The sequence below is a fragment of the Chlamydia psittaci 6BC genome, from assembly GCF_000204255.1.
Taxonomy (GTDB): domain Bacteria; phylum Chlamydiota; class Chlamydiia; order Chlamydiales; family Chlamydiaceae; genus Chlamydia; species Chlamydia psittaci.
Map to the genome: position 1 here is coordinate 917,224 of NC_017287.1, position 26,633 is coordinate 943,856.

Sequence of the window (26,633 nt, forward strand, 5' to 3'; positions counted from 1 at the left end):
ACAAGATGGAGGTAGTCTATATACTTGAAGATCGGTTACGTGTTCTTGCGATCGGTCGTAAATTTAAAGTTTCTAACAAAGCTATACGTTCTTCTTGCTGTCGGATACGAACTAAGGCGCTGGTAAGAGAACTGATGCCAATATCTGTTTCTAAGTTCTCGTAATAGTTCACAGTGGATTGTAGATGCTGTAGGATTTCTTCTTTTTCTTTTAATAAGTCTTTCAGCTGCTGAATATGATCTGCATCTACTTCTTGTTGTTGACTTACAGTGTGTCGTAAATCACTAATTTGTTGATCTTTTTCTTGCAATTCTTGATTAAATCTTTCTTGATTCTGCAATAGAGTTTGTCGCAACGCGGTCAATACTCCATCCTTCTCTCTTTCTTGATTCGTCAACTCTAATTCTAAAAATTGCGTTCTTTCTCTTATGGATCTTTCTTTAGACTCCATCTCTTGTTGATGCCTGTGATCAAGTTGAAGACGTAGATTCGTCTGTCTTACTACTTCTCTATAACATTCTTCCTCCTTACTCTCTAACAATAGTGCATGTTCTTTTCTTAATTGATGAATAATACTGTCTAATTGTACTATACGCTCGCATCTCTCTTGTAAGAGATCTCGTTGTTCCTCAGATATAGAGCTGAGACTTGTCTCTATTCCTATCTGATTTTCCTGATTGGACAAACGTAAAGACGCTAATTCGTTATTAGCGGTAGCTAGTTGTTGGGTTAATTCAAGAACTCTCTCCTGTTCTATGACACTAGGAGTTACCTGTTGTGGAGAACTGCTCTGACAACAAAAATACACACCCAAGGCTATAAGTAACAGCCCTGCGATAATCGCCATACCTAGAAGAATAGCACTTAACAATCCCAGATCTGCTCCCAGAAATACGCAAGCTGCGATACTAGAAGCAATTATCAAAATCCCTGATACTATAGCAATCGTATTGATAATAATATGAGAGTTCGTTCTGTCTACACGTGTAGACACTATCTCTTGTCCCTCTAATCTAGAAAACAAGTTCGTCTGCATACATTTCATAAAGAAACCCTTAATAAAATAGATAACTTGCACACGCTTGTCTTTTATGAATTGTATATTGTCTAAGCGTCTGATAGGAATGGCTGCACAGGTTAACCAAAAAAGAAAATCAAGAATAGTCTTGTTTAGTGCGCCAAGTATTCATCACAGAGTATTCTCCCCCTTAAACCCACAGAAAACACGATGAAAAAAACACGGAAAGTGTTTCTGTTAAAATCTAACACGCTCATTTATGATAAGTACCAATTTCTCCTTGTCTTTGTTTACATTTTCATTAGTGCATAGCACTTCTAACTTATTATTCTCTAGATTCACCGCGATCTGAAAAATGATCTTCGGCAGTCACTATGTTGTGAACGGTATCTTCTTCTAAACTCATATCGATAGTATCTAGGTTAGTACCTTCAAAAACGGTATTCCCTAATCTTGAGAACTCGCTTCGCAAATTCGCTATCTCTTGAGTTTGTTGAGAAGTGAGTTCTCTCAATCGTAGGAGTTCTTTTTGTTGACTTTCTCTTTCATGGTCAAAATAACTCGCTATCATGGCCCCGACTTCTTCTCGAGTATATTCCTCGGACTCCTCTAGTATCAAAAAACTCGGACTCATTGAATTCTCCATAAGCATGGAATGGTATTGTGATCCAAAACGTGTTTCCACCCTTTCCATTATCCTATAATAAAGAGCTAGTGTACGCTTGAGCTTCTGATTCTCCTCTTCAAGGGCATGTACATTTAGAGCATTACCTGATAATAATGTTTCTCTGATATGCTCTTCAGCTCCTCCGCCTATGACTAAAAATGGAGCTTCTGCCAGACTATCTCTATTTTGCCCTACTTCTTCTAAACGCATTTGCAAAGCACGTATTGTCCCTTGATTTACTGTTTGGGTATTCTGTAGTTTTTCTATTGAACTTTGCAAATCGCTTTCCATACTAGATAAGGCAGCGAAATCCCTATTGCGTAGACTTAACGCATCTTCTAAAGAACGTATACGCGTTTGTGCCTCATCCCTCGCTTGCAGTAAAATGCGCACTTTCTCATGTACAGGGGCAATTTTCCGGAAATCAATGAGATCCTGATGAGAGTGCAGTTGCTGAAGAAGATCTTCATAACACTGTAGAGAACGCGCATAGTTTAGACTTTTTTCTCTGAGTCTAGACAGGCTCTCTTGACAGTCGCTGACTAGGTTACCACAGTCCCCGACTATAAGAAGCTCTTGGAACCTTTGAAAATCTGTATATGCGTTATCAAACTCCTCCCTAGCACTATCCATGCTGATTTTTGCTAAGTCTCTCTGACTTACAAAATATTGGTGGTTGAGGCGCTCTTGCTCATGTTCTGACATCAACGTGCGTAATTCTCTTTCTATGGCGTCTATGCTTTCCTCTGTGAGAGCTGGAGCTTCTGAGGGTCTAGAATCATGGATATGAGATCTTGGGGTATCTTCTGAGAAACGCTGCGACTGAGATATTACAGCGTGGCAAGAAAAACATTTTAAGCTAGCGCTGAAGAGTAACACTCCAATAGCAACAGATATACCAATAATTACGGTAGAATACAATACTCCCAACTGCGTTCCAAATAGAACCACAGCAGCTATAGCTCCGGTAATAATCAATAAACTTGCTATTAATGATATAATAGTCGTAAGAACATGAACTCGAGAATCAGAAAAATTACAACAGCGATCTTCAGAGTTCTCCGATTTCAAATAGAAACAAGGAGAAACACATTTCATATAAAATCAATCCAAATTATAAACGGCTGGAAGATAGTATTTTCTATTCTATTTTATTTCAAGCTCTTATTAAGAAATCTACTTTGACTCGTCGATAGAATTTATGCAACTCGTTTAAAATCAAAAGAAAAGAACAATGATTGAGAAAAGTGTGTTTTTTAAGGAAAATGTGAAATTTAGAAAGGTAAACAAACTAAGTATAAAAAGAACAGCAGAAGAGATTTTCAGAACAACATTATCCCACTGATTTTGAAGAAATTCCTTTGTTTTCTTGTTGTTTTGCTTATTTTCATCATTTGTCATTAAGACGTTCTTGTGATTAGAATTACTTCTTTTTATGGTTATAGCAACTTTCATCATCCGTACAGTTATCGTTTAGACGCTCTCTTTCTACATCTGGGATCTGTACACACAGAATCTCAGAAACACTGTTTACTCACGAATCATACACTGTTTATGTATGAGCTCCACAGGGAATCTTAACCACGCGTATATACTACACTAGTGAATGACGACTTAATGAATTTTGTAAGACTGAGCTACCCCTATGGCAAATATCACCCCGAATTGTTTTCCTAGTTACTCCACACATATTGTTCCTAAACCATCTTTAAAACAGCGTTTACAGATATGTGCACAAAATATCCATTACCACGTCTTTTACCTTTTCATAACAACTACCTTATTGAAGCAGTCACCGCATACTGCAAATCCAGTGAATTTGCGTATTATTCTTACTGTTATTCTTGCTTTAGTTGTCAGTAGTGTTCTTTTCTTATTTCTCTATCCTTTAAAACTCGCTCTCTTAGGAGTCAGCCTATGTTTAAAAGATGCTAAAACAACCACAATATCCCCCATAAAGATTTTTGCTCGTAATTTACAGGACATATGTAATGAAACGCTTTATATCAATTCCGATACCCTGCACATAACCCCAGAGTCATCTCCCTTTTTAAAATCCTTTTTAATTCCGGGAGAACGCTCTTGGAAGTTACGCCACTTGGAAAATGAAATATCCAAAATATATTCTGGTATACCTGATCCCCTATTCAAAATTCTTCACTATGTAAACACCAAGTTTTTACAACAAGACGACTCCTCTTCTAGCCAACAAGACTCCTTAGAAGCATCTCTGTATTATTCCGTTCTACAAAAACTTACAGCGGCATTACAAGACCCCTCGATCACAAAACCAAGGAAACAACAGCTGTTAAACTATATTGGGTCTTATGCATTTGCATGCCCCCCTACATGGATTGAAGTCATATTTAGAGAACTGACCGAGATCTATAATAAACAAGATACTAGTGTAAACTACATCCTATTGTGTGTACAAATGTTCAAAGAAAATTTATTGCAGTTGATGACGAACCGTTCTTCACCAGAGTGGCATCACATGGCGAGCTTTAAACATTATCACGGGCGTTCTCTAGGGCTGAACATGGATTCCCTCGCACGGATTCAATTTACAGGCTACCTTATCCTGAAAAAACAAAGTCTATATGACCGCGTTTATAAGAGATTCATTTCTAGCTACAGGGATTCGGTAGCAGACCTTATCGAATATATCCGTTATCAAATCTCTGAATCTTCTCAAGATCTAAAGAACTCCCTATCAGTATATCTATGTGAAACCATGAGGACATTAAGGGTCCCTGAAAACGAAATTTCCTCTATCCTATGCTCTCTATTTTATGATGACCAGTTTGATTTGAATACTTCTGGGGTTGCGTTCATTTTACTCATGCAGGGGATCCTGACGACACATCCGGAGACAACCACTCAGAAAATAAAAAAACGCCTGTGCTCACTATTCTGTTAATCAGCAGAATTGCAAAAAAATCTTCACAAAAGACACTAACAATTTTTGAGTTAAAAATCTTTAAACTTCAACTACATAGTCAGTAAAAAGTTGTAATTAATCACGAGTTCTTCTATACTATTTTAGCTTTTCATAAAAAAGTACGAAAATAGACCCTTTTGGGGAGGATTTTTCGGCTTATTTTCATTCAGGTAAATTTCTATGTCACTAGAAAACAATAATTTCCGTGCTGCTTTTGCACACCCACAACCCGCTCCAGCATTGCACGGAACCTCTTTAATAAAAACCGCCAATCAAAAAATTTCTTTTCTATCCATATTCCATGCGTTAGGAAATAAAATTGGTGCTTGTCTCTGTTTAAATCCAGAGTCTGATTCTAAAGCCGGATGGGTCTTTGCCTTTGTTTTATCTGCTATTATTACGGTTCTCCTCTGTATTATCCTTCTCCCTGTGAAGTTAATCCTTCTAGGATTAAGTTGCTGCCCTTGCATATCTAGATCTCCAACTGAGGTTGAGGCACCACAAATTCCATCTTCCTCAAGACCTTCAACTCCCCCAGCAAGAGAGGCAAGTGCTTCTTCTCAACTTCCTGTAGGACTAGATCCATCTAGATTTGCTCCAGCTTCCTTTATCCCTGTTCCTCCGATCAATCCACCTTCAATGCAATCCTTCGGAGGAGAAGTTTCTCAAGGAATAACTCTTAGAGAGTTCTTGGAAACAAACTACCCCACAGTCGACCTAAACACTGTTACCCTAGACAATTTAGGAATCACCCTTTTAACATTAGAAGATCTCCCTGAAGGCACCAATCTTCTAGATCTCCCCATGTCTCTACTTTTCGGAGAGGATAGTCGCGACCTATCTGAACTCCCCTTGTTCCAAGATCGCGAGGCTGGCTCGGTGCCTGGTTCTTTACCTCCACAACATATAGAACCCTCAGAAGACGGGCTAGAAGATTTGCAACATCAGGATGGCGGAGCTACTGCCCCAGCTTCTCTAATTGTCGATACATCTGAAGCTGTTCCTGTTGTAGAAGTTGACCAACAACTCTCTGGAAGAGAATTGTTAAACAGATTGTATCCTAATACAGATCACTCAAGATTCATTAACAGTGCTCGTGTAAACCTAAGACTTCAAGGTATTCCTGGGCCTCATAGTGACGAGGATATTCTTAATCTTCCCGCAGTCACAGCTTTCCCAGATCTAGTTGCTGGACAGCCTGCGCGTCCTTCCTCTTTAACTCTCACTGACATACCAGCATCCCTTGCTTCTTCTCCACAAGCAGAACCTGTTGCGCCCCCTCCTAGTGAAGAATTAATTTCACCTAGCGACCCTCGATACACTTTCTTACAGAACCACTTTCCTGAAGTAGAACCTCAATACTACAGCAGACACATTAGTTTACTAGCTTCACTTTCTGGTGTGGACGAAGGAAGCTTCAATCTTCTTGAATTGCCTTTGGAAGCATTTATTTATACGGAACCTGATCTAGATTATGAGCCGATTTCTTCAGAGGATTTGCAAGAAAGACTGAGAGAGATCTCTCCTGAAGAACATGTAAGAAGAAATAACGAGTTTCTTCAGAACCTCCTAGAAAATACGCCTAATCGCTGGACTTTCTTAAATAGACTAAGAAGCAGTATCACAAGCTCTACTCAAAGTGCAGACTTGCGTAGACAGTGGTTCTCAATAATCGACATGATTGTTCATAAGGCTAGTCCGGAACTGGAAATAGAAGGTGTAAGCAATACTGCTCGTGCGTACCTGTTCCGAATTCACCAAATTTTAAAAAATGATACGGTTTCTGTTGAAAGAAAAGTAGAGATGTTAAAATACATCGCTTCTCATTATGATTCAGATTCTGTGGCAATGTGTTTAGAAGCAATGCAACAAGAAATCACGTTACAAAATGAGATCGCCCCTCAATTATCTCTTGTTGAAGCCGATGAGGGAGCCACTGGCTCCAGCGCACCTAATAATCGAATTCTTCCTCCTCTATCCTCACGAGCAACTCCTCAAGAAGTAACCGGATACGTCCAGCTGTTAAGAAATATTCTATCATCCCCTATGTTCATGAATGAGGATAATGTCCACCTTTGTCCTGCTAATGATCTCTATCTAGAGTCATTGATGAGAGAGGTACCCAACACCTGGGGACCAATCCATCAACCATTAGAAGATCAGGTCAGACAAGTTCTAGAAGTTGAGGACGATAATATTCTTCGAAACGAAAATAACCCCACAACTCGAACTAGACGAATGAGACAGAACCAAGAGATGCGTGATAGCTGGCGTGGCATATTGCTATCTCTATCCAATAGAAGGGAGGGATCGGTTTCTTCAGACGAAGCCCAAGCTCTTTCCCGCTCTACAATGTATCAAATGCTCAAACTTATAAGTAGTCCAAACGTACCGCACGACAAAAAATTATCCGTCATAAGCAACGTAGCTTCATACTATGATAGGTGTCCTCCTACTTGGGTCCGAGTTGCCGGCCAGGAATTACAAGCTATCTTTAACACTAAGGATGAGACAACAAATATTGTGCTTGTTTGGGTACAAATGTTTAAGGAAGGGATTTTGTCAGAAATCTTCAGAAACCAAAGAGAATGGCACATGATGACAGCATTCAAGATGTTGCGCGGTTCTGAATTGGGATTAGACAATGTGGGGATTATTCTAGATTCATATACAACCATGCTAACTGCTCGTCAATACACGAATCAGCATAACCAATACTTCGCGCAATTCCTAGATGTTTACCGAAATGGTGGTGAAGACTTGATTAATTCTGCTCTAGAACAGGCTCTTGGAGGCTCTGATGATCAGATACAAGCTCTAACCAATACCGTCCTAGCAGATTTAGAGGCTGCGGGTATTCCTGAAGCACATCGCTCTCAAATTATGGAGGAAGTCTTCTTCCCAGAAGAAAATGACTACAAACCTTCGAGAGAGGCTATCTGTTACTTACTACTTAAAGAAGGTGTTATCACCGCTCAAAACTCCAACCGTTAAACATTGAAATAGTTCGATACACAGCCTCTTGAAGCTAAGGCAACATAACCCCACAGTTGTGTTGCCTCAGTCTTTTACCCCAAACAAAAAATGGTACTATTGTATATCCTAGAAAAACATAATCCCGCTATTGTTGCTCATATATTCTCGATTCACGTTTAAAATCTACAATACAGAGTAGTTGTTCTCTCGGCTTGCATCGCCGAAGTCTCTTCTTTAAGGCTGATCCTAAGTGGATAAGCCATGTATTTCGATGACTATTTAAAACTGGAGTCACAAGTCACAATACTTTTACTAACAAAGTTTGGGTTAGCATCAAATGAATACGATGATAGGACATTAAACCCTTAAATTATTTTTAACATTTAGAGAATACACCCCTATGAGCGTGTTCCTTAACCCAAGCAACTCACAGCCAACGCCATCTTATCCTCCTCCTCTCTCGTGCTGCCAACATATCACCACTTGCATAAAAGAGGCGAGCTACTGTTCCTTATTTTCAACTATCTTTTCAAAAATAGTCTCTACCTGGGGTGGCGAAAACTTAGAATCTTTCTTAGGTTACCTCACCATTGCTCTAGCATGCCTTACCTCTGCTCTTATTTCTCTCATACTTTACGTTCTCCTTATTCCAGTTAAATTAGTAGTTGCTGTAATAACTCTTCCCTGCTGTCGAAAGACCCAAAGAACCTCTTTACTTCCCGAAACTCCAAAGGTCGTTATCCCCTTAACGGAAACCCAAGAGGCCTTCGTTGAAGAGGTAAAACAATCCATTCTCCAAAATCTAACTAATGAATTTGAAATGAATACATCAGAGGATATCTTATCCCTAGTTCCTATTCCTTCGCCATTTTTGACTTCATTAGAGACAGCATCCTGTGAAAGAATTTCGTGTAACTACAAAAAGTTAATAAGACTGATTAATAACTTGAATTGCTGGGATGCTGGTTGGGGAAATATCATGAATTATCTTACTGTTGAACTATCCGAAGATCCTTCTCATCCCGATGCTCAAACATTTCCGATCATCATGCACCACCTCATTCTAGCTCTAGAAGATCGCGATATTTCTACAGAAAAAAAATGCGCTGCTCTTAATGAAATCTCTTCGTATGCAAATATGTGCCGACCTACTTGGGGTGAAACAATTTTCAGGTCGATAAATCATCTTTATAATACAAGAAATTCAGGAAGAGACCAGATACTCTTGTGGCTACAAATGTTTAAAGAGCACTTGCTCACACAACAACAACTCATTGCACATGAAGAGGAATGGCATCAAATTAATGGCTTAAAACATATCTATGGGAAACAACTTGGCTTGACTACTCATCATCTAAATCAAAATCTTGCTGGTCTGACCCTAAGACAAACCTCGACGCTTCCTCAGAATATAGAAAAATACAGAGCTCTTAAAAATAGTTTCGAACAAGCCTATGCAACATCTTATTCTCAACTCGTGTCCTATCTGCACAATGCATTTGTAACATCAACACCAGAAATACAAGCTCATATTCATAACTACCTACTGGATATAGTCGCCAGAACTATCAATCTTTCTGAAACAACAGCACACATTGATGTCGTAATTGATTGTTTCTACGATGAAAATTATGAACTCAAGCCCGAAGGAATAATCTACCTACTCTATGTCATGGACATCATAGTTCCTAAGCGTACCTAACACAGTCAGACGAAACAGTAAAAAAAAAGCGCTGTGTGAGGTTTCACAGCGCTTTTTTGATTTCACAGATCGTGAACACTATTCCTTAGAATATCAGACGCATACCACAATTCAAATCATAGGCTATAGTATGCTCTCTCCATTCATAGGTAAATCCTAAGAAAGTACTGAAATAAGAATTCCACTCGGTATCATTACTAAACTGAGCTTTTATGGACTTTCTAGAAAGATTAGAACCGACGCCATCCCATGAATAAGAAGCTTCTGGCAAGTTAATAAGAACAGTAGGTTCCTGACGGTAGACATCAATAGCATAAGAGAAACTAAAGCTATTAACCTCTGAACGCTGCCCTCGAGAATAGTTATGTTCTAAGGTGACACCAAAGGGAATGGCTACATTTTGTAAATGTCCTTCACCAAATGTTCTTGCCTCACTACCTACCTCTGTAAATTTAGGAAAATCCACATAGACGTATTCAGCTTCCACGAAAGGCACAACTGCAGAAACAATAGAAGAAATCAACCTACGTGAATTTACAATATAACGATAATCTACGTGAGCATCTGCCAAGATACCGCGACTATTCCAAGACCCTTTGGATTCACCTAAATTTGGCTTAGGATATTTCGTGTTTAAGTCGTTATGAATGTCACTATAAATCAACATACCTTTAAATAACCACGACCCAGCAAAGATACCCAAATATCCTGAACCTAAATAACCACTTTGATCACTACGTGACGAATAAGCTTGACTAGCGGTATAACCGAAGAATTGCGCAAAGCTTCCTCCAATTAAAAAATCCTCTATTAATTGTGTATCCAATCCTACAGCATAGCCACCAGCACGGTGAGTAAAGCCGTCCACCTTACCAATTGTTGCACAATTAGTAAAAGTTCCCATCCCAGCTCCCCAGATATTCGTTGAGAAATCCAACTCCATTCTTTGTGCAGTAATGTTGTGAGCCAACTGTTGTTGTTTTAAAGATCGTAAGTCTCCGTAATGTCCCCATAAGGAATTCAATACTATAGACCCACTCTTCTCAGGATTTAACTTATAACTCGTAGGCTTCCAATTGATCATTAATTTTCCATTAACTACTTGTGGATCAGACCACGTTCCCATATGTCCATAAGTGTCTTCTGTTATGGTTGGAACAGAAACTTTAACACGTAATTCTTCTAAAGCCTTATCCAAATCAGGAGTATCGGATATCGAGGAAGCGCTCTTAAACGAAAGTAAAGTAATATCCGTTTCTTTACGTAGTAAAGCATGGTTTTCATAACCTGCGCCTGCTGAATCTAAGAGATTTAAATCTAGAGATCCTGAACCAATTGTCATGCCCTGAGGGACAATAATCTGAGGAGGTAAAGGAGTCTCGTCATCACTAGAAACAAATGAAGCTAGGTCAATTCCAATAGAATTGATATCTGCCAAAGTCTTTTTTCCAGGATTCTTAACAGGATCGTAAGCACTATAATAAACTTTAGATGTAGGGCTTTCTATCTTCTCAGCAGGTTTTGCATTCGGATCAAAAATACGCAAAACTGTTCCTGCGGAAAGTAAGATCTCACTACCTCTTTCTTGTTTTAAGCCGCACAGCCATAACTGAGCTTTATTAGATAAGACCAGTGTTCCTGATTCTAACAAAGCGACCTGAGGGATTTTAGAGGTTGCATGAGAAAAACGAATATTTCCAGTATGAGGAATTCCCGAATCATCTTTAGCTTTAGAATTAAATATCAACGTAGGATCATTTAATGCATCCTCATGATCTTTTGCGCCTTTTCTTAAAGTCAAATCTTCAAAAACAATAGCATCGGCAAAAACTACGGAATTCTCTCCAGTAGCAGAAACCTCAACTAATTTTGACTCTTTTCCTGAGAAGTACAGCCCATTAGAGATATCTTCAGAATTCCTATTGCCTTGGAAAACTATATCCCCTCCTAAAGCCTCTAAAACCACGATGCCTTTTTCACTAATACGAACAGCCCCACCTGTAGGAGCATAGTTATTATAAAAAGCTACGGAACCTTGATTTTTTTTAATGATCAGATCTTGAGTGTGAATGGCACCACCGCCAAATAAATTATGCTCAGGGTGTTTGGAAGCCGTAGTACTATTCCCTGAAAAAATCACATCTCCGATATTCTCGATAATCTCGACTTTTGTATTATCGCTCTCTACTTTAGAAGCAAAACGCTCTTGAGATTCAGTTGAAGTTAATGAACCTGTTAAAATTGCCCCACCAAAACATCCTGCAGAATTCCCTGAGAACAACACCTTACTGTCATTTTCTCGAATCACTACGGATGTCTTAGCAAAAATCGCTCCTCCTCCGCTATGATGACCTTCTGAATTGATCTGTCCTTCTTCAAGATCTTCAACATAAGGATCTCCAAAAACAAAGTTATCCTTAAACTCTACTTTCCCTAAGTTTTTAGAAATGGATACGCCTGAGGCACTAGCCAGTGCTCCACCAGCAGTAATTGTTCTATTGCCAACAAAAGATACTGTAGATGCGTTCTTCTCAATACTTAATGTATCCCCTAAAGCACAAACAGCACCGCCGAGAAATTTCGCACAGTTACGGATAAACTGTACTTTCCCGTTGTGAGCAATGGCAACGTCTTTAGATAGAATAGCTCCTCCACTACTATTTTCTCCAAAAACTCGGTTATTGCTAAAAGAAAGGTCTACGTTATTTTTCAAACCAACAGCATCAAACCCAAACAAAGCTCCTCCTCCTAAAGGATTTTCTTTTTGAGCTTTGTTATCGCTAATTTCCATAGAGTTTTCAAAGAAAGATACAGATGCAGAGTTATCTTCTATACTTATACTCTTAGCAAAAATCGCTCCTCCACCACGGACCCCTAAATTTTCTGGTTTAGAAGATTCTATAGGAGCATTCGATGCACTCGATTCTTCGGAAGATTCGGAAGCTGTGGAAGATAAAGTGGAAGGAAGAATGCATCCTTTATTGCAAGAGAAGGTTATTGCTCCTGAGTTCCCGGAAAGTGTAACCATCTCATTAGCAAAAATCGCTCCTCCACCAATGTGCGTACTGGAGGATGCACATTGACCAGCTTTATTCTTAGAAAAAATAATCTCTCCGATATTTCCAGAAATCAACACATTGGATCCGTAAAGAGCCCCACCACCAAGAGAATTATGGATCTCTTGAGACTCTAAAAGGTTCTCATTACCTTCGAAGCGAACCCCTCCAGTATTATCCACTATTTTAATATCACCAGATCCAATCAAGGGCTCTTTAGCATCTGTAGAAGGTTGCTCAGGAAGCAAACAATAAATCGCACCGCCGCCGAACTTAGAGGTATTCCCCTCAAAGGCAACGTCCCCAAAATTTTGACCGATTTCTACTTGATGCTGAGAACTAATAGCACCACCAGTTACTTCGGCTGAATTTTCCTTAAACAAAGAACTTCCAACGTTCTCTACTATTCTTACGTTTCTAGATAAAAGAGCTCCTCCACGGCACTTCGAACTGTTTTTAGAACAAAGCACTCCATGATTATTTAAGAAACTAATTCTCTCTCCAGAAGCTAAAGCTCCTCCTCCTAAAAACTGAGAGCTTTCAGCAACAGCCAAGGCCTGATTATTTAGAAACTCTATGGATCCTAAATTTCCGCAAAAATCCATAGATTTTGAAGAAGATACAGCACCTCCAGATAAAGCATAGTTACCAAGGTACTGGATATCCGCATGGTTTATAGAACAAACAAAATTTCCACAAGCTACAGCCCCACCGTTGGCCTTGTCCGCATGATTCTCATTTAAGAGAAAAGATCCCTTATTCTCTAAAAATACAACGTCTCCACTAGAACACCGAGACTTATGAACTGGACGTCCTTGATTAGCGTTAAAAGCACCGCCCCCTATAGAAAAATCGGTAATCTCTGCAGGAGCAGATGTAAAATCTACATCTGTTGTGGAATTCGCTATAGTAACATCATGACAGCCATGTATAGCGATACTACGCCCAGAAACGGCCCCACCACCTGCTTGAGACTCACAACCATCAAAAACGAGTTTTTCCTTAAGGCTCTCAAAAACAACATCTTCATCAGAATAAACAGCAGCTCCTGCAGCTGTAGATTTTAAGTTAGTAAAAGATAGGCCCGACTTCATCCCTGTTCCCTTGAGAGCTATGCCTAAGAATCCAGGGGTATTTTCATCTACAAGATGCTCTGGTGCATTTTTATAGCAAAATGCTAATCCCTGCTGAGAGTCCTTTACATCGTATTGTGGATAGGTTTTCTCTTTCTCAGCCTCAGCATTTGTAGATCTGGCATCTAAATTTTCCCAAGATAAAACATTTACTGTTTGAAATATGGTGCTCGCATTTTCTAAATGTTGTCTCTGTTCATCCTCTGCAACCAAAACTTTGTAAACACACGTGGATGTATTATCTAAAAGAGAACGCTCTACATCCGTTTCTTCTTTTTTAGGTTCTTGCGCATGGGATTTTTCTTTCCTAAAAATACCTGCAGAAGGCGCTTCTAACTGAGCTTTGGGCATAGAAAGTGTATCAAGAATCACCTCTGAAGCTGGTTCATAACCATATAATCTGTAATTATTGGTGACCATCCCCGTAGAAACTAATATGGCTAAAACTACGGAATGGGAAAATGTAGATTTTTGAAACCTTGATACCTTTTTTGCGATCATCGTAAACCTAATTCAGAGATGTTTCAGTATTCGTTTTCAAAAGGTTTATCACTATCAACACGATCCCGTCAATAAAGAAAGATAGCAAATAGGTAAACTTAAAAACTAAGAAAGGCTAGATAAAATTCGCTCGCAGACACGTGCTCGAACCAAATCTATAGATCCAGAGATTCCGTTAAACAAAGACCGGCCACAAGCCTTCCCGTGGCATTTTATGACAAGTTTAGATAGCCCACACACCATGGAACCTGGATAAATCGTATAGTCTAATTGACGTTTCACATCAGACTCTAATTTATCCCCTAAGATATGACTGAGAAAATCAAAAACGCCTTCTGCTGTTTTCAGGAAGATGTTTCCTGTAAACCCATCTGAAACAACAACGTCCACACGACCACTGAAGACATCACCGCTTTCAATGTTGCCTAGAAAGGCCTGCTGAAATGTTTCCCTCAATAAACGAAATGTCAGTCTGTGCGCTTCTGTCCCTTTACGTTCTTCTGAACCAATATTTAATAAACCTATCGTGGGATGCTCTGTACCTCCCAGACATTGCTTGTAGGCTAAACCCATACGAGCAAAACCTAACATCTCTTCAGGATTTACAGAAACATTAGCACCGACATCTAATATAACTGCATATCCCCGCAGAGTAGGAACACGAACGAGTAAAGCAGGACGACGAACTGTAGGGAACATAGGAATTTTAGTTCGTGATAAGGTAATCAAAGCCGCAGTGTTTCCTGTAGAAATAAATGCGTCTATCTTACCCTCTTTGAGATAGTCTAAACCCAGAGCCATGGATGAAGACTTTTTGCGAATAGCGGACAAGGGAGAATCTTCCATAGTGATAAAGCTTTCTGAAGCTATTACCTCTGGATATCCCCTATAAGTATTCTTACTGAGTATCTGCTCCTTCACTTCATTAGAAGCAAAAGCAGTAAAAGAAATGTGCGAGTTCGAAGCTCTAGAGTTGAGTACATCGATTAGCACTTCCCAAATAACGAGAGGAGAGTGGTCTCCTCCCATCAGATCTATGCCAATTTGCACGTTCATAGCACAAATATTTTGTTATTTCTTTTCTACAGTCATAACGGCTTTCCCGTTATAAAAACCACAAGAAGTACAGACTGTATGAGGAAGAAAAGCTTGTTTGCAGTTGTTACAGACAGCCGCATGACGTGCTTGTTTTGCATGATGACTTCTTCGGATATTTTTTCGTGCATTGCTATGTCGATTGCGTGGTACTGCCATATCTCTCACCTTTTATAAATTATCGAAAGGGGATTCCCCTTTGATTTTCTTTCTATCTTCTAAAAATTGTACGATATTTCCTCTTTCAGGGCAGCCTTCTTTATTACATTCTTGAAAATGGTCGCTCTCTAAGAGGAGTTCTTGCCGAATTAAATCTTTGCAATCAAATACACCCGATTTCGCGTCTTCATGACAAATCAGGTGAGACACATCCATTAAACTCACAGAATATAAAAAACTTTTGTCACAAACACAACAACGCAACCCTAAGTCCGTAGCTATGTTTAAAGATAAAATCCATTGTTCGTTATCTATCTTTTCTAAGCTTCCGGATACATCAATGGTGCTAGAAAAAAGTTCTTCTTCACCAGACTCACGTATACTTGCTGGACTTAAAGAATAGTTTATTACTTCTCTTTCTCCGGGAAGTTTTAGTCGGCAAATGTATAATTTTAGATCGTCTATGTTTCCCATAAGAAAAAAATCTCAAAGCTATGTTTAGAGCTTCTGCGAGTTTGAAGACAGGAGTTTACCAAACAAGGTAATTATAGAAAACAAAGACATGCTTTAAATCTATTGAGACAATAAATAAAACTATCATTTTAAATTAAAAGAATCAATAAACCATTTCTGTAGAATTTTTTACCTAATTTTTTTATAATTTCCCTTTCAGAAAGTAGACAAATATCTAGGAAGTTTTAAGACTACGCCTCTACAAACAAACCTATTCCTGAATTATATCCCTAAAAAACGCAGGGAAATACGGACTAGGCATCAAGGAAGACCATGGAAAACGACATCTTATTAAATATAGAGTCCAAAGAAATTCGCTACGCCCATCTCAAAAACGGCCAGCTTTTTGACCTCATCATTGAAAGAAAAAAAATTCGCCAACTCAAGGGCAACATCTATCGAGGTCGCGTAACTAATATCTTGAGAAACATCCAATCCGCATTCATCAATATTGATGAAAGAGAAAACGGCTTCATTCACATTTCAGACGTGTTAGAAAACTCTAAGAAGTTCGAACAAATGTTTGACATGGATTTCGATGTTCTCAACAAAGAAGACAATGAAAAACCGGAAGCTCCTATAGAAGAGTTATTGAAATTAGACAGCCCTGTACTCGTTCAAGTAGTTAAAGAACCTATAGGCACTAAAGGGGCACGTCTCACCTCCAACATTTCTATTCCCGGGCGTTATTTAGTTTTACTTCCTAACTCTCCTCATCGTGGTGTATCTAGAAAAATAGAAGATCCGCATATGAGGGATCAATTGAAACAGCTAATCCGCTCCTTTGAAATGCCTCAGGATATGGGTTTAATTTGTCGAACTGCTAGTGTACTTGCTTCTACAGACGCTTTAATAAATGAGGCTCACGACTTACTTGCAACATGGAAAGGCATCCTAGAGAAATTCCATTCTACCGATCAGCCCTGTCTACTTTATGAAGAGACCGACATCTTAAAAAAAGCTGTTATCACCTGTATAGATAAGAATTATAAACGCTTATTGATAGATGATTACTCTACCTATCAAAAATGTAAGCGTATGCTCAAAAAATACTCCCCTAATTCTTCTGTAAAGATTGAATACTATCGTGATTCTATCCCTATGTTTGAACGTTTTAACATTGAAAAGGAGATAGATAAAGCAACAAAAAGAAAAATCTGGCTTTCAAGCGGTGGTTATCTATTTTTCGATAAAACAGAAGCCATGCATACAATTGATGTAAATTCAGGTAGAAGCACACAATTAGAAAGTGGCGTTGAAGAAACCCTGGTTCAAATCAACCTAGAGGCTGCTGAGGAAATTGCTAGACAACTCCGCTTACGTAATGTTGGAGGCTTGGTAATTATTGATTTCATAGATATGAAGTCGCGTAAAAACCAGCGTCGTGTTTTAGAACGTTTAAAAGAACACATGAAATACGATGCTGCTCGCTGTACTATTTTGAGTATGAGTGAATTCGGTCTTGTTGAGATGACCCGTCAGAGAAATCGCGAATCTTTAATGCAGACACTATTCACTACGTGTCCTTACTGTAGTGGTAATGCGATTATCAAGACCCCAGAAAGCGTGGTGATTGAAATTGAGCGAGATCTCAAAAAAGTCATCAATCATAAGGAGCACACACACTTGTGTTTAGTGGTTCATCCTGAAATTGCTAGTTTTATGAAACAAGAACAAGACGATGATGAACTCATCCGATTGGCCAAACATTTAAAAGCTAAATTACAAATCAATACCTCAGACTCGCTTCACCTCAACCACTACCAATTCTTTTCATTAGTTACGGGAGAGAGTATTGAGTTATAGGCATGGTTATGCATTTTTCTACCTATTTATTAGAAGCCTTTGGCAACCAATCCTTACCTGAATCCTTGTATCAGAAGTTTCAGATTTACCATCAAAACTATATCGATGCAGCGACAAGGAAATGTTCCTTAGAAAAAGCAGAGGAATTGTGTTTACAATGGCTAAAAATTGTCATTGAAGATCTCAAAGATCCTTTTATTTTCCCTCCATACCATAAGAAAATTCGTTCACCGGTAGACTTATTTGATTTCGGCAAACAATTTTTTTCAGTACTTGTAGATGATGAGCATTCTAAAATTCACAACCTTCATCATTTAGATCACATTCAAGAATTCATCAATCGTAAAGATAACGTAATTTTGCTTGCCAATCACCAAACAGAATGCGACCCCCAACTGATGTATTATGGCTTAGGGAAGACCCATCCTGAGCTTCTCGAGAATATGATTTTTGTAGCAGGAGATCGTGTAACTTCCGATCCTTTAGCACGTCCTTTTAGCATGGGCTGCGATTTATTATGCATTTACTCCAAACGCCACATCAATAGTCCTCCAGAACAAAAAGAAGAGAAACTTCATCATAACCAGAAAAGCATGAAAACGTTGAAAACTCTACTCCATGAAGGAGGCAAGTTTATTTATGTAGCCCCTGCAGGAGGTAGAGATAGGAAAACGCAAGACAATCTTCTTTATCCTGCAGAATTTCAACCTGAAAGTGTAGAGATGTTTCGCTTGCTCACCAAGGCATCAGGGAGACCTGCTCATTTCTATCCATTTGCATTAAAAACCTATGACATTCTTCCTCCTCCACCAACAATAGAAGACACTATTGGAGAATACAGAGCAATTTTCTTTGCTCCGATTCGTTTTAGCTTTGGTGAAGAGATTTTATTAGACAATTTATGCTCTGATGACGAACTTAACGGAAGTGATAAGCATAGCCAACGAGTATTGAGATCAAAAAAGGCTTTTTCTATTCTGACACAGCTGTACGAGGAGTTATAAAATGAAGTGGAAGGCACTATTCGTTACCTTACTTATATCAGTATCAGTGACGTCGTGCAAACAACCTTCAAAGATACTTCCCGATCATTGCCCACTAAAAGTTTTTACCCCTTCCATAGCAAATCAAAAAACAGCAAAAATCATCTGTCCAAACGGACTTCAGTTGCTCATCATTTCTCATCCAGGGATTTCTAACTCAGGAGCTGCTTTAGCAGTGAAAACGGGAAATTCTTCAGATCCACAAGATTTTCCTGGACTAGCACATTTAACAGAACACTGTGTCTTTCTAGGAAATGTAAAATATCCTGATAACGACGGGTTTTCTCATTTCCTAAGTAACAACAACGGAGTATACAACGCCTATACTAGTTCCTATACAACGAGTTTTCTATTTTCTATAAAGAACTCAGCATTTATTGAAGCTATTGATCAATTTGTGCATTTATTTATCCATCCTCTTTTCCGTCAAGAGGACATCGACAGAGAGAAAAAGGCTGTACACCAGGAATTTTCCATGCATCTCAATCAGGATCTTCGTCGTGTACACCGCATTCAACAACTTATTGCTCCTGAAGGACACCCTATGCAAAGATTTGGATGTGGAAATGCTTGCACATTAGCTCAAGTTCAATCTCAGGACATGCACAAATGGTTTCATCAGCATTACCACCCTGAAAATATGATAGCGGTCATCCACACAGCGGAGACTATAGAAAAGGCTATCAAAATCTTTCCCAAAATCTTTGCGAAAATTCCCTCTAAGAAAAACTATCAGAAACGTACTCTGTCTTCTGGTGATGACCACCTCTCATCAGGGAAACTGTATATCAATACTGCTGTGGAGCCTAAAGCAAGTATGAGGGTCTACTGGCATCTATATACTACCTCTCAAGCGCCCATAGGCTGTTATGCTGCCCTTTCCTATATCTTAAATCATGAAGCAACAGATAGTCTTGTCTATCTATTAAAAGAGGAAAACCTCATTACAGAGTTAGATTCTGGATTTTATAAAACCTCAGACAACACAGTGAGTTTCACAATATACTATCAGCTCACTGAAAAAGGTGAACGAGAATACTCTAGAGTACTACTCCACACTTTTGCCTACTTACATCAAATCCAAAAACAGGGCATTCCTGAACACTGTCTAAAAGACATTACTACTATTAATACTCTAGAGTATTGCTACGGCTCAAACACGAATCTTTTCAAAACTCTGCAGGAACAAATTGCAGATCTTATTGACGAAGATTTAACCACATATCCCTATCGCTCTCTTGTTTATCCCAAATATTCCTCTGAGGAAGAGCAAAGCATTTTAAAAACGCTTTCAGATCCCAGCCAAGCGCGTTATGTGCTATCAACAAAAAACCCTAAAAATTGGCAAGAAGCCCTACAACACCATGATACGATTTTTGATATGGTCTATTATGAAAAGTCCTTATCGGATCTACAAGCCTACCAAGAAGCGGACTCAAAAGGATGTATGGCTTTGCCGCAACCGAATATTTATATTCCGAAAAATATTGAGGTTGCAAACGTGTCTAAAACAGACACAGAAGGATTTCCTTTCTTACCTAGATTAGCTTATCAAGATAAGGGTCTTACCTTTTACTATTGCGAGGACAACTTTTATACCACACCTAAGCTCACCATCAATTTACGCATACGCTCTCCCAAGATTTCTAGAAAGAATATCCGCTCCTTAATAGCTACGGATTTATGTGCTCTTGCTATTAACGAAAATCTTGTTAAACAATACTACCTAGCAGCTCAAGCGGGTCTTTCTTTCTCTACTTCTTTGCGTGGAGATGGGTTGAATTTAGAAATTACTGGATATACTACTACGGCCCCTATCTTACTGAAGTCTATTTTATCTTCTTTGAAACCTGCTATAGATAAAGACAAGTTCGACATACAGAAGCAACAGCTTCTAGAAATATATCAGAGAAAGATTTCAGAATGTCCTATACGTGCAGGGATCGATCAACTGTGGTCGTATACACTACACGACGTGTACTCTTATCAAGAAAAGCTTGCCTCTCTAAAAACCATGGATTTTGAAGAGGTAGAAAGTTTTGTAAACAGTCTATTTGACCAACTACATGTTGATGCTTTAGTTCTTGGACCGCCATCAAAAAAACAAGAAGACGAACTACTATCTATAGTTAAGGATTTTTCTTCTTGCTATCCACAATATGATGTCGACGGTTTTTACTATCAAAGGCAGGAGAAAGACATCGCCAATATAAACATAGATTATCCCTTATCAGGGAACGCTATGTTGTTAGTCCTTCAAGATAGACGTTCTTCTTCCATAGACCATGTCGTTGCCACAGAAATGATGTTTAAATGGCTACATCACATCGCCTTCTCTCATTTGCGTACAGAACAACAATTAGGCTACGTTATAGGAGCATGTTACCACGAACCTCTACTATGTCCTTCAGGGATACTGTACATCCGTTCTAATGCATATACTCCTCAAGAATTGGCAATGAAAACACAGGCTTTCATCCAAAGTGTTGCTGCTTCGGTAGAGGATTTTGGTATGTCAGAGGCATATTTTTCTGACTTAAAAGACGCCTATATAAAAAATATTACTCATCCTACCCATTCCTTAGAATCTATGGGGTCGGCATTATTTTCGCTAGCCTTTGAAAAAGCGTCTGTACAATTTTCACTACCTAACGAAAAAATTGCCGCTGCTAAAAATATGAACTACACGGATTTTAAAGTTTACTGCCAGGAATTTCTCAATCAGAAATTAGGATCAGAAATTCCTGTATACATTCATGGAAAAGAGGGTTAGGTTTTCATCTAAAGAAACAATAAACAAATTCGGGAATATCTCTTAAAAACCAAAAGGTCATTAAAGAAATAATAGATGGTCCTAGGGCAAATAAGAATAGCCATCCTAAAGATAATGATGACGATGAAAATGAGGGTCGCAGAATAAGATAGCCCACGATGTTGGGCATATTAGAAACAATCGTCAATCCTCCTGCAGACATGCACCCAGCGATAACGAGGTAAAGAAAACAATCTGTAGCCACCGGGAGATTATGCACCAGGTAATTCACTAAGGCATTATCCAAGAATATGGATAAGGTATACGCAGTGATCATATAACCAAAATCTGACATTCTATGCATGAGCTCTAACACCCACCACTCTTGGAGTTCTCCAAAAATCACTAGACCTGCATAAAATAATCCTACAAAGCACACCTTAGAAAGGTTGATTGCGTGTTGATAGAAAATTGTAAATTTCTGAAATCCCAAATAAAAGATGAGGATAGCTGCCATTAACAGTGGAACTGATCTTGCAAGAATAACAGAGCCCACAAGGATGATATGCACACAAATAATCCATTTTGGCACACGTTCATTCATCCTAGAGGGATTTCTCACTACCTTAGGGAAGTTATTAAATTCCTTTCTGAAAATGAGATAATAGATAGTTGTCGACAACAGGATAGCGATTATTGCTTTCCAACAGAAATATTGTAGAATAAAGCTATTTCCCCATTTCACTGAGGGTAAAATAATAAACAAAGCTCTAGAAGATAATGCGGAAGTTAATCCTCCGATAGAGATGTTAGCAAATAACAATCCCATGGTTGCATAAGCAAAACGTGGGGTTGGAGAAAACTTGTAGAAATTCCTAACTAGCAAAGTCGCAGCAATAATCATAGCGCCTGTCTCTTTCAGAAGGATGGAAGACAATGGCGAAGCGATCATCAGCGTCCACCACCAGCACCGTGGGGACTGCTTACCTATTTTTGCAATATTGGAGAAAACACGTTCTGAGAAGTATACGATAGGTCGAGATTCAAGAAGAATGAGCATAATGACAATAAACAGGGAAAATACGTAGTTCCTACTATTGAAATAACTCATAGTCACTCTATATCCTTCAGAATAGAGGAACCATAAAAATAGCGGAGCTGCCCAAAGAACGAAAACTAGCTCTACCCTACTTACTAATCGATAAAATTCACTCAACCAAAGATATTTCTTCCACCTTTCTGGGAATACCATTTTTTTATGCTGATACCGTTGACATTGTCTGAACAACCAAGGCGTAAGAAATGTATGCAGTATAGAACAGAAAAAAAGCAGAGCCGCTCCGGTCTTCAATGACGAAGAGTATTGAGGTAAAATCATAAACAACCTAGGAGACGACAATTCTTATAATTATCAATAGAGATATCTTGAGTAAAAATAAAGACTCAAAAGCATTTTCCTAACTCAGAGAGTCAGCAATTAGAAAATCACTTCCTTTTGAAAATAGAATGTGGGAAAGAAATTGTAAAAAATTTTTTATTTCTATAAGTAAGAGAAAGAGATGAGGGTCTGATTATGACGCATACAATTACACTATTGACTACTGACAACAATACTGAAGAGCTTAAACAAGCACTTCAAAGGATTACCACAGCTTATTCATGTGTTCTTGGATCTTCACATGAACAAGAAAATGCTGATCAGATTTACGAAGTTTGCCAAGCTGAGAGTACTCTTTCTGTTGAGGCAAGTAAGATAGTTTCTGTTGCTGAAGGAACCTTATTGTCTTGTTGTTGTAAATAGACTATCGCAATGCTCAAACCATCCAGTGTATTTGCGTAAGCTATTTACGAGCATACCCTGGCTATTGTGGATAGTTGCATGGATAGCTTTAACTATGGAGGGGTCTGTTTCGATTTCCTTGGGATAACTTACAAATAGCGTTGCCCCGGCCCCAGACATACTAACGTGAGCATCAAAAGGACTCCATATCCTTTTTAGCATGTCTTTTTTCTCTTCAAGATCCCTACGAAAACGAAACACGGACTTTTCTAAATCATTGTTTCTCTCGTATAAAGATAAGCATTCTTCCCTTTTAGAAAAATCTTCGGGGCGTACATAAGAAAAAGCGTCTTTAGTCAAGACAGCTTGGTCTGAGAAATAGAGGACATACCTTTCATCGCCACGATCGTTTTCGTAAGGAAGGATTTGCTCGCCACATCCTATGCCTAGAGCAGATCCCAATGAGAAGAACAGAGGGACATCCATGCCAATCTTTTTCCCTAGCTCTTGCAGAACATCATTGGATAGTTGCGTTTGGAAATGTTGATTTAAAGCATAGAGTGCTGTAGCAGCATTGCTACTGCCGCCTCCCATACCAGATCCTATAGGAATACGCTTATACAACCGCCAAGCAACAGGACTGTAGATTTTGGTGTAGTCTCTGAAAACCTGAACACTTTTCCATATGAGATTTTGAGGAGTATTTAATTCTGGTAGATTACAAATAAGAGAATCTTCACTACTACTCTCTAAGCTCAGGCTATCTCCAAAATTGATGACTTGGTATAGGGTTGTCATCTCGTGGAAGCCATGAGCTGTTTTGCCGTGAAGCTTTAAAAAGAGATTGAGTTTTGCTGGAGAAAAAAGATCCATAAAACCAATTTTGTATAGGCGAGGAGCAGACTCCCCACCTTGCCTAATTTAATTCTTCAGCAGCTGTCTGTTCTTGAGACGGTTGCGTATTAAGAACGGCAACGTACGAACTTTCAGAAGATACTTCAACCATTAAAGTTGCAGTTACGTCTTCCTTTAGTTTTAAAGGTACACTTTTCTTTCCAAGATTTTTAATCGCATAATGAGCGTGAGGGAAATTCTTACGTGTAAGAACAATATTTTTCTTAGCTGCCTCGGCAATAATATCACTTACTGTGACGGAACCATACATATTATTATCCGGGTCTACACGGACCTGAAACTCAAGAACGATATCTTTAAGAATTTCTGCTAATTTTTCAGATTCTGCCTTATCTGCTGCTGCACGGAGTAACCGTTCTTCTTTCAATTTAGCCTGCAACCTTAAGGTTCCAGCTCCTGCTATCACAGCTTTCTGTTGAGGCAGAAGATAGTTACGAACATATCCAGGACGTGCAGTTACAATATCGCCACTACGGCCTAAACCCTCAACATCCTCTAGTAAAAGTAGTTGTTGTTTCATTTTGTCTCTTTTCCTCTAAATTAATCTTCTCCTACAAAAGGTAGAAACCCTATATGACGCGCTCTCTTAATAGCTAGGGTAAGAATACCTTGGAAGCGGGAAGAGACACCTGTAATTCTTCTAGGTAAGATCTTACCTCTTTCCGTAATAAATTTTTTTAAAGTTTCCGTATCTTTGTAATCGATTGTTTTCCAACCTGCGGAAACAAAAGGGCATTTCTTATTAAAACGCTTCCTTCTGTGTTCATTATTATGAACAGGCTTATTCATATTTTCTCCTTAAACAATTATTCTGGTAATGATGCGAATTCTAAAACTTCTTTGACTGCATCAGTTTTAAGGGTTAAGAATCTGAGAAGATCTTCATTAAGATGATACTCTTTCCATAACTCGGCTATCACTCCAGGAACTACTGTAAAGTAAATAAGATAGTAGTAACCTTCTCTAGCTCCACGAATAGTATACGCTAATTTTTTGCGTCCTTGATCATGAATTTTTAGAATTTCGCCACCATAATTTGTGATGCCTGAAGTTACCTTCTCCAAAGCCTTGCGTCTAGCTTCTTCACTGAGAGTAACACTAAATACATACGCCCCTTCGTATAGTTGGGTTGTTTTTTCTTTCATTAAAAACTCCTAAACATAGCTAGAGTAGTTTATTTCCCTAAGATATCCCAGTCTACAAAAATTACTTAAGGGATCTCCTAGGCTGTTTGAGCCCCAGAACACCATTGAGAAAATAACGCACTGGCCTCGATAAATAAGGATTGTATTCCAATCTGTTCTTCTTCAGTAAACTGCCCGAGAACAAAGTCCGACAACTCTACATTTTCTCTTTGAGGTCGACCTATACCCAAACGCAACTGCCAATAGTCATTCGAACCTAGGCTTTGTGTGATACTTTTTATCCCTTTATGACCGCCTCCTCCAGCACTTTGGCGAAGACGAATATTACCAAATGGTTGGTTCACATCATCAGCGATAACTAGAATACGGTCTGTTGCAATATTATAATATCCCTTAACTGCTAAAACAGCCTTACCACTTAAATTAACATAAGTCCTAGGCTTTATAAAAACCATAGACCCTTGGGACGACTCTACCTTGGCAATATCAGAAAATAATTTCGGAGCTTCTTTAAAATGCACTCCGGGGAACTGCTGAACTAGCCTATCCACACATAGGAATCCTATGTTGTGTCGCGTCCATATATATTGGCGCCCCGGATTCCCTATGGCAACAACCAGACTAGTCATAAATAAATTATCTTCTAGATACTGTTACAACAACTTCCTTCAGAGGGGTGATAGGTCGAAGCCCTGCAGGGAGTTGAATATCCGAAAGCTTTCTTGTCTGAGACAATCCTAGAGAGCGGACATCCAATTCTAAGTAGGGAACAATATCTTTAGGTTTACATACGACACGTAAAGCACGGATAACTTGTCTTAAAGATCCGCCTAGTTTTACGCCAACACAATCCACGGCATTAATACAGCGAATTGGAATATTTAATTTTACATCACGATCTTCTATAAGTTCTTCAAAATCTAAGTGGATCACTTTATATGAGGTCACTTGATATTGAATATCTTTAACTAAGGCCTTAATCGTACGACCTTCGTAAGATAAAGAAAAAATTGTAGAAGATAGCGCACCGCTTTCTAGGCTAGATAAAAATTTGCTAAACACGTGAGCATCAACAACAATATTTGCTAGGCTCTTTCCGCCAGAGTAAATAACAGCAGGAATACCTCCTGTTTGACGAATTTTTTTAAGCAAAGATTTTTTATCAGTCTCGCGACTTGTAACTACGAGCTCCATAATGTGCTATTCTCCATAATCTTGAGCTAAAAGAATCCTCTGCAAAAACACCTCTTCCCAGAGTTAAAACACGCTTTCCCAGGGACCATTGACTGTCATGTCTAGAACATATATCTGAACAGTTTTCGAGGCAAAATTATAGCTCTATCTCGGAAAAAGTCAATCTTTTCCCTAAAATGAAGTTTTCCTTAACAGAACGACAAACCATGCTGAGGGGAATAAAAAAAAGAAATAACA

At 38.8% G+C, this 26,633-nt stretch carries 20 protein-coding genes; 7 read left to right on the forward strand and 13 right to left on the reverse strand.

What is annotated here, in order from left to right; translation table 11 throughout:
• Positions 1-16 precede the first annotated feature (16 nt).
• Positions 17-1,045 (reverse strand): IncA family protein, encoded by a 1,029-nt coding sequence (locus G5O_RS09135; protein ID WP_006343461.1) that lies wholly within the window; start codon positions 1,043-1,045, stop codon positions 17-19.
• A gap of 298 nt (positions 1,046-1,343) precedes the next feature.
• Positions 1,344-2,783 (reverse strand): AAA family ATPase, encoded by a 1,440-nt coding sequence (locus tag G5O_RS09140; protein ID WP_006343462.1) that lies wholly within the window; start codon positions 2,781-2,783, stop codon positions 1,344-1,346.
• A 547-nt stretch (positions 2,784-3,330) separates the two neighbouring features.
• Here G5O_RS09140 and G5O_RS09150 point away from each other — a divergent pair.
• The 3 genes from G5O_RS09150 to G5O_RS09160 all read left to right on the forward strand — a co-directional run bounded on the left by G5O_RS09150 (position 3,331) and on the right by G5O_RS09160 (position 9,304).
• Positions 3,331-4,605 carry a DUF1548 domain-containing protein gene (locus G5O_RS09150; protein ID WP_006343464.1) on the forward strand — a complete coding sequence of 425 codons (1,275 nt, stop codon included), beginning with the start codon at positions 3,331-3,333 and terminating at the stop codon, positions 4,603-4,605.
• Between the two features lie 201 nt (positions 4,606-4,806).
• Positions 4,807-7,620 (forward strand): DUF1539 domain-containing protein, encoded by a 2,814-nt coding sequence (locus G5O_RS09155; protein ID WP_006343465.1) that lies wholly within the window; start codon positions 4,807-4,809, stop codon positions 7,618-7,620.
• 382 nt (positions 7,621-8,002) lie between these two features.
• Positions 8,003-9,304 carry a DUF1548 domain-containing protein gene (locus G5O_RS09160; RefSeq protein ID WP_013747392.1) on the forward strand — a complete coding sequence of 434 codons (1,302 nt, stop codon included), beginning with the start codon at positions 8,003-8,005 and terminating at the stop codon, positions 9,302-9,304.
• 85 nt (positions 9,305-9,389) lie between these two features.
• Here G5O_RS09160 and pmp18D read toward each other — a convergent pair whose 3' ends face one another.
• From pmp18D to G5O_RS09180, 4 genes are all read right to left on the reverse strand, one after another.
• Positions 9,390-13,994, reverse strand: coding sequence for a polymorphic outer membrane protein Pmp18D (pmp18D, locus tag G5O_RS09165; RefSeq protein WP_006343467.1), 4,605 nt, complete (start codon positions 13,992-13,994; stop codon positions 9,390-9,392).
• 105 nt (positions 13,995-14,099) lie between these two features.
• Entirely contained in the window at positions 14,100-15,050 is a 951-nt protein-coding gene (gene plsX / locus G5O_RS09170) for a phosphate acyltransferase PlsX (RefSeq protein WP_013462727.1), read from the reverse strand.
• Positions 15,051-15,065: 15 nt separating this feature from the next.
• Positions 15,066-15,248, reverse strand: coding sequence for a 50S ribosomal protein L32 (gene rpmF, locus G5O_RS09175; RefSeq protein ID WP_006343469.1), 183 nt, complete (start codon positions 15,246-15,248; stop codon positions 15,066-15,068).
• Between the two features lie 12 nt (positions 15,249-15,260).
• Positions 15,261-15,722 (reverse strand): DUF177 domain-containing protein, encoded by a 462-nt coding sequence (locus G5O_RS09180; RefSeq protein ID WP_006343470.1) that lies wholly within the window; start codon positions 15,720-15,722, stop codon positions 15,261-15,263.
• Between the two features lie 312 nt (positions 15,723-16,034).
• Between G5O_RS09180 and G5O_RS09185 the strand changes: the two genes are divergently transcribed.
• From G5O_RS09185 to G5O_RS09195, 3 genes are read left to right on the forward strand one after another with little or no spacing between them, the layout of a single operon-like run.
• Positions 16,035-17,567, forward strand: coding sequence for an Rne/Rng family ribonuclease (locus G5O_RS09185; protein WP_006343471.1), 1,533 nt, complete (start codon positions 16,035-16,037; stop codon positions 17,565-17,567).
• An 8-nt stretch (positions 17,568-17,575) separates the two neighbouring features.
• Positions 17,576-18,571 (forward strand): 1-acyl-sn-glycerol-3-phosphate acyltransferase, encoded by a 996-nt coding sequence (locus G5O_RS09190; protein ID WP_006343472.1) that lies wholly within the window; start codon positions 17,576-17,578, stop codon positions 18,569-18,571.
• A gap of 1 nt (position 18,572) precedes the next feature.
• The gene (locus G5O_RS09195) at positions 18,573-21,383 is read left to right on the forward strand and encodes an insulinase family protein (protein ID WP_006343473.1); all 2,811 of its coding nucleotides are present in this window, start codon (positions 18,573-18,575) and stop codon (positions 21,381-21,383) included.
• Between the two features lie 4 nt (positions 21,384-21,387).
• On the opposite strand, the gene G5O_RS09200 is transcribed toward G5O_RS09195, so the two are convergent.
• Positions 21,388-22,740: a putative Na+/H+ antiporter gene (locus G5O_RS09200; protein ID WP_013747393.1), complete on the reverse strand. Its 1,353-nt coding sequence runs from the start codon at positions 22,738-22,740 to the stop codon at positions 21,388-21,390.
• 195 nt (positions 22,741-22,935) lie between these two features.
• On the opposite strand from G5O_RS09200, the gene rbp7 reads away from it, so the two are divergent.
• Entirely contained in the window at positions 22,936-23,163 is a 228-nt protein-coding gene (rbp7, locus tag G5O_RS09205; protein ID WP_006343475.1) for a reticulate body protein Rbp-7, read from the forward strand.
• Here the strand turns inward: rbp7 and ispE are convergent.
• The 6 genes from ispE to G5O_RS09235 all read right to left on the reverse strand — a co-directional run bounded on the left by ispE (position 23,140) and on the right by G5O_RS09235 (position 26,396).
• Complete coding sequence (ispE, locus tag G5O_RS09210) at positions 23,140-24,015, reverse strand: 4-(cytidine 5'-diphospho)-2-C-methyl-D-erythritol kinase (RefSeq protein WP_006343476.1); 876 nt, start codon at positions 24,013-24,015, stop codon at positions 23,140-23,142. The two genes, rbp7 and ispE, sit on opposite strands and share 24 nt — an antisense overlap.
• A gap of 43 nt (positions 24,016-24,058) precedes the next feature.
• Positions 24,059-24,577 carry a 50S ribosomal protein L9 gene (gene rplI, locus G5O_RS09215; RefSeq protein ID WP_006343477.1) on the reverse strand — a complete coding sequence of 173 codons (519 nt, stop codon included), beginning with the start codon at positions 24,575-24,577 and terminating at the stop codon, positions 24,059-24,061.
• Positions 24,578-24,597: 20 nt separating this feature from the next.
• On the reverse strand, positions 24,598-24,846 hold the full coding sequence (gene rpsR / locus G5O_RS09220; RefSeq protein ID WP_006343478.1) for a 30S ribosomal protein S18: 249 nt from the start codon (positions 24,844-24,846) through the stop codon (positions 24,598-24,600).
• Positions 24,847-24,863: 17 nt separating this feature from the next.
• Positions 24,864-25,202, reverse strand: coding sequence for a 30S ribosomal protein S6 (gene rpsF / locus G5O_RS09225; RefSeq protein ID WP_006343479.1), 339 nt, complete (start codon positions 25,200-25,202; stop codon positions 24,864-24,866).
• 77 nt (positions 25,203-25,279) lie between these two features.
• Positions 25,280-25,831 carry an aminoacyl-tRNA hydrolase gene (gene pth, locus G5O_RS09230; protein WP_006343480.1) on the reverse strand — a complete coding sequence of 184 codons (552 nt, stop codon included), beginning with the start codon at positions 25,829-25,831 and terminating at the stop codon, positions 25,280-25,282.
• Between the two features lie 7 nt (positions 25,832-25,838).
• Positions 25,839-26,396, reverse strand: a complete 558-nt coding sequence (locus G5O_RS09235) for a 50S ribosomal protein L25/general stress protein Ctc (protein WP_006343481.1) — start codon at positions 26,394-26,396, stop codon at positions 25,839-25,841.
• Positions 26,397-26,633: the final 237 nt, after the last annotated feature.